Origin of the sequence: Cellulomonas fimi (genome assembly GCF_028527925.1) — a bacterium.
GTDB lineage: Bacteria > Actinomycetota > Actinomycetes > Actinomycetales > Cellulomonadaceae > Cellulomonas > Cellulomonas fimi_C.
On the sequence record NZ_JAPESW010000048.1, the window covers coordinates 18,162 to 27,361 of the forward strand.

Genomic DNA, 9,200 nt, shown 5'->3' on the forward strand with positions numbered 1-9,200 from the left:
TCCGACGGGGCGCAGGTCCGCGCCCGGGACACGGCACCGGCGGGCGCGTCGTCGGATTCCCTGGGCGTCGTGGGACGGGCGGCCCGTCGGCGTCTCGGACGGCACTTGACTCCCTCGGGTCCTGCGCTACGCTGGAAAGCGCATTCCCCTTCGACCGACAACGCGGTCCTGAACCTCGGAGCGACCATGACGTCCCGCACCCTGCGCATCGCCATGAACGGCATCACCGGCCGCATGGGCTACCGGCAGCACCTCGTCCGTTCGATCCTGCCGATCCGCGACCAGGGCGGCGTGATGCTCGAGGACGGGACGCGCCTGCAGGTCGAGCCGATCCTCGTCGGGCGGAACGCGGAGAAGGTCAAGGAGCTCGCCGCGCTGCACGGCGTCGAGCACTGGACGACGGACGCCGACGCCGTGATCGACGACCCGGCGGTGGACGTCTACTTCGACGCTCAGGTGACGTCGCGCCGCTACGACGCCTTGACGGCCGCGATGAAGGCCGGCAAGCACATCTTTACCGAGAAGCCGACGGCGGAGACCCTCGAGGAGGCGATCGACCTCGCGCGTCTGCGCGAGTCGACGGGCGTCACCGCGGGCGTCGTGCACGACAAGCTCTACCTGCCGGGCCTCGTGAAGCTGCGCCGGCTCGTCGACGAGGGGTTCTTCGGCCGGATCCTGTCGCTGCGCGGCGAGTTCGGCTACTGGGTCTTCGAGGGTGACGTGCAGGAGGCGCAGCGGCCGAGCTGGAACTACCGCAAGGAGGACGGCGGCGGCATCGTCGTCGACATGTTCTGCCACTGGAACTACGTGCTCGAGGGGATCCTCGGCCAGGTCCGGACGGTGAACGCGCAGGCAGTCACGCACATCCCGACGCGCTGGGACGAGCAGGGCCGCGAGTACGCGGCGACGGCCGACGACGCGGCGTACGGGATCTTCGAGATCGAGACGCCCGGCGGCGACCCGGTGATCGCGCAGATCAACTCGTCGTGGGCGGTCCGCGTGTTCCGCGACGAGCTCGTCGAGTTCCAGGTCGACGGCACTCACGGCTCGGCGGTCGCGGGGCTGCGCAGGTGCGTCGCGCAGCAGCGCGCGCACACGCCCAAGCCGGTGTGGAACCCGGACCTGCCGGTGACCGAGCCGTTCCGCGACCAGTGGCTCGAGGTCCCGGCGAACGCGGACCTCGACAACGGCTTCAAGCTGCAGTGGGAGGAGTTCCTCCGCGACGTCGCCGCGGGGCGGACGCACCGGTTCGACCTGCTGTCGGCGGCGCGCGGCGTGCAGCTCGCGGAGCTGGGGCTCCGGTCGTCGGCGGAGGGGCGCCGGCTCCCGGTCCCCGAGATCACGCTGTGACGACGGGGCTGACCGCGGAGGGCCCGGCGGTGGTGCGGGAGCACGGGACGCGGGACGTGCACGACCAGCGGGAGGCCCGTGCCGACGCGACGTCGCGCGACCTGTCGCGACTGTCGCTCAACACGGCCACGACGAAGCGGTGGACGCTGCGCGAGGCCGTCGACGGCGCGGTGCGCGCGGGCCTGTCGTCGATCGGGCCGTGGCGCGACCGCGTGCAGGAGGTGGGCGCGGTCGAGGCGGCCCGGATCATCCAGGACGCCGGTCTGCGCGTGTCGTCGCTGTGCCGCGGCGGCTTCCTCACGACGGACGACGACGCGGCCGCACGGGCGGCGCTCGACGACAACCGTCGGGCGATCGTCGAGGCGGCGACGCTCGGCACGCGCGAGCTGGTCATGGTCGTCGGCGGGCTGCCGGCGGCGAGCGCGCCGGGCGGACCGGCACTGCCCTACCCCGCCCGGGGTGTCGACGACCCGGCGCGTGACCTCGTCGCCGCTCGGCAGCGCGTCGCCGACCGGATCGGCGAGCTCGCACCGTTCGCTGCGGGTCACGGTGTGCGGCTCGTGCTCGAGCCGCTGCACCCGATGTTCGCGGCGGACCGCGCGGTCATCTCGACCCTGGGCCAGGCGCTCGACGTCGCGGAGCCGTTCCCGGCCGAGGTCGTGGGCGTCGTGGTCGACACGTACCACGTGTGGTGGGACCCGGACCTGCGGCGGCAGATCGCCCGGGCGGGCGCGGCGGGCAGGATCGCGGGCTACCAGGTGTGTGACTGGATCCTGCCGCTCGCGTCCGACCCGCTGCTCTCGCGCGGGCACGTCGGAGACGGGTACGTGGACTTCGCCGCGATCACCCGCTGGGTCCGCGACGCGGGCTACACCGGGGACGTCGAGGTGGAGATCTTCCACGAGTCCGTGTGGTCCGCACCGGGCGACCAGACGCTCGCCACCATGGCCGAGCGCTACGTCCGGCACGTGCTGCCGCACCTGTGACGGCTGTGCGCTCGGACGGTCCAGCAGGCCGCCCGAGCTCACAGCCTCCGCGGGGTGCGGTTCGCGTCACCCGCCGATCTGGGTGACGCGACGGGTGACGCGACGACGACGGCGGTGCGCCAGGGGAGGGGTCCCTCCGGCACACCGCCGTCGCACGTCCGACGGCCGGAGGCGCTCCCTGTCACCTTCGATCGGCTCCCGGTCAGGCTGAGGACGGGCTGACCGCGAAGCCGAGCAGCCCGCACAGCACGTCGGCGAACCGTTCCCCCACCAGCCGCTGCGCGGGCGCGTCGGGGTGCAGGAGGTCGGCCATGGGCAGCGCATCCCAGTCGGCGTCGCCGTAGAGGTCCCGGCCGTCGACGAGGTGCAGCGCCGGGTCACCGGCGGTCCGCCGCGACGCGACCACCTCCGCGAGCGCCGTGCGGATCACGCGCAGCGTCAGACGACCGTCGGCGACGTCCTCGGGCCGCCCCCGCGTCGCGAAGACGGGAGCACCGGGAGGCGACGCCGGGTCGATGAACGTGGGGCCGGGGGTGTCCTCGACGAGCGGGCAGAGCAGCGGTGAGACGACGACGAGCGGCGTCGTCGGGTGGCCCTCGCGGATCGTGTCGAGGAAGCCGTGCACGGCGGGCACGAAGGCGCGCAGCCGCATCGCGTCGTGGTTGACGACGTTGATGCCGAGCTTGACGGAGATGACGTCGGCGGGCGCGTCGCGCAGCGTGCGGGCGACGAACGGGTCCAGCACCGCGTTCCCGGACATGCCGAGGTTCACGAGGTCGAGGCCGGTCGCGCGCGCGGCCACCACGGGCCACGTGCCCGTCGGCCGGTCGGCGGCGGCACCGTGGCTGATCGACGAGCCGTGGTGCACCCAGCGTCGGCCCCGCGCACGCGACGGCGCGAGCACCGGCGCGTCCGCGTGCAGCGCGACGAGGCGCACGACCTCGCCGTACGGCAGCCACACCTCGACGTCGCGTACCACGCCCGACGCCCCGTCGATCCCGACCGCACCCGACGGGTCGATCCCCGCGCGATCCGTCGGGTCGAGCCCGACGCCACCCGGCGGCGGCCCGATCCCCGCGGCAGCCGGCCGTCCGTCGAGCCCGGCGGTCGTCGCGCCCGCTCCCGCCTCGACGGATCCCGGGACGAGGGCGAGGTCGACCGACGTCGTCGGGCCAGGACGCTCGACGGTCGTGCCGTGGTGCGGCTCGAGCACGACGACGCCTCCCCCGGCGGTGACGCCCCACCCGTCGGGCTGCGAGACGAGCGCGCCGTCGACGACCACGTCGAACGGCTGGGGCGCATCCGGCGGCTGCGGCTCGACGGCGACACGGAGCACGTCGACGTCGAGGCGCAGGCGGGTGGCGGCGGTGCGCAGCCGGAGCCGGACGCCCGCCGGCTGCTCGTCGCACAGCGCGACGAACCGGTCGGGGAACTGCGCGCGCGTCCACGCGGGCAACCGGTGCGGCAGCACACCGCGGTCGGTGGTCTCGAGCCACGCGGCACCGCGGACCTCGACGCGCTCGTCGGGCAGGGGCACCACGACGCCCAGCGGTGCGACGCGTGCGGTCGCCGTCGTCATCAGTAGACGTTCCCGTGCGCGCGGAACTCGCGCCACACGTTCTCGAAGAAGTCGTCGTCCTCGGGGATGGGCCGCCGCGGCCGCCAGCGGAAGACGGGCAGGCCCGCGGGGTCGTCGGACTTCCGCTCGACGACGGGCGACCAGTCGACGCCCGGTGTCTCGGACGCGGGCGGCACCCACCCGGCCTCCTGGACGACGTCGTCGAGCGCGCCGCCGTCGAGCCGGAACCGGAACACGTCGGGCAGGTCGAGCTCGTCGTCGGCGGCCGGGCCGTACCCGACGCGCGGCAGCGTCCCCTCGGGGTCGCTGTAGAGGACGGAGCCGCGTGACCGGCCGCCGTGGGCGACGTAGTCGGCCATCGCGGACAGGTACACGTAGGCGCTGGTGAGGATGTCGCGGACCAGGAAGGTGCGGTTGACGGAGCGGCGTGACGAGGCGTCCGCGGTGACCAGGTCGGAGTACGACAACAGCCACTCGTGCACCTGCACCAGGGCCTCGTGGATCGACGCGGCCGACCGGACCGGACCGGCCTTGGCGCTCATGAGCACCTGCACGTCGCGCAGCAGGTCACCGGTGTTGTCGGCCACACCGGCGGCCGCCCGTCCCGACGCCCGCGCGACGAGGTCGACCGCCGCGTCGAGCACCGGCGCCGCCGCGTCCTCGAACGCCCCGAGCGCGACGGGGTCGACCGACCGCCGGGCCGCGATGAGCTGCGCCGCGCGCGTCGCACCGACCTGCCCGCTGTTGAGCGCCGCGCCGCCGGGCCGGTAGACGCCGTGCGCCCCGCCCGCCTCGCCGACGGGGAAGAAGCCGGTGACGTTGGACTGCCACCACGCGTCGACGACGAGCCCGCCGTTGTTGTGCTGCGCGCACACGTCGACCTCGAGCAGGTCGGTCTCGAGGTCCACGTACGGGTTCTTCTGCAGGTAGAACTGGTAGGCGGGCTCGTTCATGCGGCGCAGGCGCTCGACGGGCGTCCCGAACAGGACACCCGCGCGGTCGAGGTACTCGTACGCCTCGGGCGACAGCGCGCTCGGGTCGAAGTCGTCCTGGACCGGGTTGCGACGGAAGTCGAGGAACACGCGCCGACCGCGCAGGACGGTCTCCCGGTAGACGAGCAGGTCGACGAGCGACGACCCGTCGAGCGCCTTCCGGATGTCGAAGGGCCACTGGTAGCCCTTGAGGAAGACGAGCGACAGGAGCCGCCCGTAGTCGCCGATCGCCTCGGTGAGGAACTCGCGCTCGTCGCCGCCGTCGGCGTCGGTCGACACGAACCGCGGGATCACCTGCATGTACGTGCCGGAGACGTTCCACCGCGGGTGCGTCGACGCGAGCCCGAACTGCCACTCGGTGAGGTTCTTGCCGTGCACGCCCGCGCGGTACGCGGCCCCCGACGCGCCCCACTGGCCGTTCGGGAAGACGCGCGTCGCGTACATGCCGGCAGGCCCGCCGGTCGCGTAGACGATGTTCGTGCACCGGAACAGCAGGAACGGCGACCGCTCGCCGTCGTGCGGGACGTCCGTGCGCAGGACGAGCAGGCCCACGACCTCGGTCTCGCGCTCGGCGGCGGTGGGGGCGTCGTCGACGGGGACGGCGCCGACCGACGAGTCCGCGGTCGCGTCCGACGCCGTCCGCGGCGCGGCGTCCGACGTCGCACCTCGCGCACCGACGGGCCGCACGACGACGTCCACCACGCGGCACTCGTCGAAGATGCGCGTGCCGTTGCGGTGCACCTTCTTCTCGAGCTGCTCGACCATGGACCGGCTCGTGTACGGCCCGACGGACGTCGCCCGACGGCGCGGGTCGTGGTCGGTCTTGTAGCCGATGAACTCCCCGAACCGGTTCTGCGGGAACGGCACGCCGAGGTCGCACAGCCGCAGGAACCCGCGCGCGGACAGCGCGGCCTCCGCGAGCGCGTTGTCGCCGTCCATCGCGCCGCCCGCGTAGAGCGTCTCGGCCATCTCGCGCACGGAGTCGCCGTCGCCGCCGGACAGCGTGAGCTTGTAGTACGTCTGCTTGTCGGAGCCGGCGTTGCGGGACGCGCCGGCGTTGACCTTGTCGGCGACCATGACGACGTCGTCGTGGCCGAGCTCCCACAGCCGGTCGGCGGCGCTGAACCCGGCGGAGCCGGTGCCGACGACGACGGTCCGTGCGGTGACGACGGGCACGTCGTGGCCGCCGATGCGCACGGTCTCGGGCTCGTGGCGGGTGGTGTGGCTCATCGCTGCGTCCTCGTCGTCGTCGCGCTGGTCGTGCTGTCCGTGCTCGGCGTCCTCGCCGCGTCGGGGAGGTCGGTCACAGGACGGGGATGTGCATGCCGCCGTCGACGTGGAACACCTCGCCCGTCGAGTACGGCGTCTGGCCGGACGCGAGGATCGCGACGGCACCGGCGACGTCGGCGGGACGCCCCCAGCGGGCGATCGGCGCGAGGCCGCCCTCGAACAGCGCGTCGTACCTCGACGCGACGCCCGCGGTCATGTCGGTCGCGATGACGCCGGGCCGCACCTCGTAGACGACGATCCCCTCGGGCGCGAGGCGTGCCGCGTAGAGCTGCGTGGCCATCGCGACGCCGGCCTTGGAGACGCAGTAGTCGCCGCGGTTGGTCGAGACGGTCGTCGCGGACACGGACGACACGTTGACGACGGTCGCGACCGGCCCGGCGGGCGGCTCGGGCAGCGCGTCGAGCGGGCCGCGCAGCGCGATGACGCGGTTCGCGAACGTCTGCGTGAGGAAGTACGGGCCGCGCAGGTTGATGCCGAGGACGCGGTCGAACGACTCGGCGCCGGCCTCGAGGACGTCGGCGCGGACGGTCGGGGCGACGCCCGCGTTGTTGACGAGCACGTCGAGCCGGCCCCACGCGTCGACGGCGTCGTCGACGTAGCGGCGGTGGTCGTCGAGGTCGGCGACGGAGCCGCGGACGTAGCGGACGCGGTCGTCGGCACCGGCGGTCTCGCGGAGCTCGGCGAGGACCTCGGTGGGCTCCTCGCGCGTCGCGAGGATGGAGACGGCGTACCCGTCGGCGAGCAGCCGCCGTGTGATCCCGAGGCCGATGCCCCTGTTCCCCCCGGTCACCAGTGCGACTGCCGGCATCGTCGCCTTCTCCTGTCGAGTCGGTGCTCACCCCGGGCACGCGCCGACGCCGAGGAGGGCGTGCGGACCTGCGCGGGGCCGTGCGGGCGGACCCGTCGTCGGGAACCGCCGACGTCGATCGTGACACGGCGACACCTGCGCAGGCAAGCGCTTTCCGACACCTGGACGGCGTGACAGGATGGGAGGCGTGCACCCGACGAGCGACCGGACCTGATGGGCGCCGTCCTCACCGCGCTCGGCACGCTCACCGCGGTCGTCGTCGCCGGCTGGGTGCTCGGCCGGCTCCGCGTCCTCGGACCGCACGCCTCCGCGGTCCTCGCACGGCTCGTCTTCACCGTCGCCACCCCCGCCCTCCTGCTCGTGAGCATCGGGCGGACGGACCTCCACGTCCTCGCGTCCCGCGCGGCGCTCGCGACCTGGACCAGCACCGCCGGCGTCGCGGTCGTCGCCGCGCTCGTCCTGCGGTTCGTGCTCCGCCGCGGCGCGGGTGACGTCACCATCGGCACGCTCGCGTCGTCCTACGTCAACGCCGGGAACCTCGGCCTCGCGCTCGCCGTGTTCCTGCTCGGCGACCCCGTCGCCGCCGTCCCGACGCTCCTCTTCCAGCTGCTCGTGCTCGCGCCGGTCGCCTTCACCGTCCTCGACGCCCACCGCGACGGCACCGGCGCGACCTCACCGCAGCCCGCCGCGCGTCCCGCGTCCGCCGCGACGGCCCGCGACGCCACCGCCCAGGACCTCTCACCGGACGACGGGACCAGCCCGTCCCCGACGACGGGTCCGCGCCGCGCCGCCGCCGCGCTCCGCGCGACCCTGCGACGCACGCTCACGAACCCGATCATCGTCGGCACCCTCACCGGCCTCGCCCTCGCCGCGCTCCCGTGGGAGCTGCCCGACGTCGTCTACGGCCCGTTGGAGCTCGTCGGCGCGACCGCCGCGCCGCTCGCCCTGCTCACGTTCGGCATGTCGCTCGCGGTGCCCGCCGCCGACCGCGAGCGCGCACCACGCCCCGACCTCGCGCTCGCGGTCGTCCTGCGGTCCGTCGTCCACCCCGTCCTGGCGGCGCTCGTCGCGACCGCGTTCGGGCTCGACGGGCAGGCGCGGCTCGCCGTCGTCGCGATGGCGGCGCTGCCCACCGCCCAGAACGTGCTCGTCTACGCGATCCAGTACGGCCGCGGCCAGGCGCTCGCCCGCGACGCCGGTCTCGTGACGACCCTGCTCGCGCTGCCCGTCCTGCTGGTCGTCACCGCGGTCCTCTGACCCGCCCGTCGGGGCCGGACGAGACGTCCAGGTGGCTGCGGCCGGTCGCCCGGATCAGACGTTCTGCTCCCGGTCGACGTTGTGCGGTGCCTCGCGCGCCACGTGCCGCGGCTCGAGCGCGCGCACGACGAACGCCCCGACGATGCCGGTGACGCCGAACGTCTGCGCGAGGTTCATGAGCGTGGCGACGAGCATCACCCCGGAGCCGCCTCGGAAGAACCAGCCGGACCGCGTGAGGACCTCGTTGACGACCGCGCCGCCGACCAGCAGGCCGACGCTCCACCAGAACATCTGGACGGCGGACAGTCGGGGCAGGTCCACGGCGGGCTCCTCTCGTCGGCCACCACGCACGGTGACGGGCGGCCACGGCGCCGCCTGACCGCACCGTAGCGTCGCACCGGCGACCGCGGGCCCGTTCCGTCCCGGCGCCTGGTCCAGCGCTCGGGCGGGAGCCGCGCGCCCGTCGGAGCGGTGGCGGCTGCGTCGCCGCGCGTGCTGCTCAGGCCGGGAGGCTCGCGTCCGGCGCGGGGACGTCGGCGGAGTGGTCGACGAAGCCGCGGATCTCGACGCCCTCGGACAGCGTCTCGGCGAGCAGCGCCGCGAGGTCGCGCACGTCGTCGGTGTCGACGAGGTAGTACCCGCCGACCTGCTCGACGAGCTCGGCGTACGGGCCGTCGCTCACGGTGCCGGAGCCGTCGGCGCTGCGCCGCACGACGAGCGCGCTGCCGGAGTGCGTGAGCTCCTCCCCACCGACGATCACGTGCCCACGACCCGGTGCGAGGCGCGCGAGCTGCTGGTGCCGCGCGGAGTTGCGCTCCATGTCGGCGTCGGTCCACGCGTCCCACGTCGCCTGGTCGCCGCGGAGCATCACGAGGTAGCGGGCCATGTCAGTCCTCCTCACCGGGGCACCCACTGTGCCCACGCACCCCCATGACGCG

At 74.2% G+C, this 9,200-nt stretch carries 8 protein-coding genes; 3 read left to right on the forward strand and 5 right to left on the reverse strand.

Features of this window, described 5'->3' with window-relative positions; all coding sequences use genetic code 11:
- Nucleotides 1-186: 186 nt before the first annotated feature.
- Together OMK64_RS16835 and OMK64_RS16840 are read left to right on the forward strand one after the other, a co-directional pair.
- The gene (locus OMK64_RS16835) at nucleotides 187-1,350 is read left to right on the forward strand and encodes a Gfo/Idh/MocA family protein (protein ID WP_272729512.1); all 1,164 of its coding nucleotides are present in this window, start codon (nucleotides 187-189) and stop codon (nucleotides 1,348-1,350) included.
- A gap of 56 nt (nucleotides 1,351-1,406) precedes the next feature.
- Nucleotides 1,407-2,336 carry a sugar phosphate isomerase/epimerase family protein gene (locus tag OMK64_RS16840; RefSeq protein ID WP_272729519.1) on the forward strand — a complete coding sequence of 310 codons (930 nt, stop codon included), beginning with the start codon at nucleotides 1,407-1,409 and terminating at the stop codon, nucleotides 2,334-2,336.
- A gap of 202 nt (nucleotides 2,337-2,538) precedes the next feature.
- Here the strand turns inward: OMK64_RS16840 and OMK64_RS16845 are convergent, their stop codons facing one another.
- The 3 genes from OMK64_RS16845 to OMK64_RS16855 form a co-directional block, all read right to left on the reverse strand.
- The gene (locus tag OMK64_RS16845) at nucleotides 2,539-3,915 is read right to left on the reverse strand and encodes an SGNH/GDSL hydrolase family protein (RefSeq protein WP_272729513.1); all 1,377 of its coding nucleotides are present in this window, start codon (nucleotides 3,913-3,915) and stop codon (nucleotides 2,539-2,541) included.
- On the reverse strand, nucleotides 3,915-6,137 hold the full coding sequence (locus tag OMK64_RS16850; protein ID WP_272729514.1) for an FAD-binding protein: 2,223 nt from the start codon (nucleotides 6,135-6,137) through the stop codon (nucleotides 3,915-3,917). Before OMK64_RS16850 ends, OMK64_RS16845 begins: the two co-directional genes overlap by 1 nt.
- 73 nt (nucleotides 6,138-6,210) lie before the next feature.
- Nucleotides 6,211-7,005, reverse strand: coding sequence for a 3-ketoacyl-ACP reductase (locus tag OMK64_RS16855; protein ID WP_272729515.1), 795 nt, complete (start codon nucleotides 7,003-7,005; stop codon nucleotides 6,211-6,213).
- Nucleotides 7,006-7,218: 213 nt separating this feature from the next.
- Between OMK64_RS16855 and OMK64_RS16860 the strand changes: the two genes are divergently transcribed.
- Nucleotides 7,219-8,262 (forward strand): AEC family transporter, encoded by a 1,044-nt coding sequence (locus OMK64_RS16860; protein ID WP_272729516.1) that lies wholly within the window; start codon nucleotides 7,219-7,221, stop codon nucleotides 8,260-8,262.
- 54 nt (nucleotides 8,263-8,316) lie between these two features.
- On the opposite strand, the gene OMK64_RS16865 is transcribed toward OMK64_RS16860, so the two are convergent.
- The gene (locus tag OMK64_RS16865) at nucleotides 8,317-8,583 is read right to left on the reverse strand and encodes a hypothetical protein (RefSeq protein WP_272729517.1); all 267 of its coding nucleotides are present in this window, start codon (nucleotides 8,581-8,583) and stop codon (nucleotides 8,317-8,319) included.
- Nucleotides 8,584-8,761: 178 nt separating this feature from the next.
- Nucleotides 8,762-9,148: a YciI family protein gene (locus OMK64_RS16870; protein ID WP_272729518.1), complete on the reverse strand. Its 387-nt coding sequence runs from the start codon at nucleotides 9,146-9,148 to the stop codon at nucleotides 8,762-8,764.
- Nucleotides 9,149-9,200 lie beyond the last annotated feature (52 nt).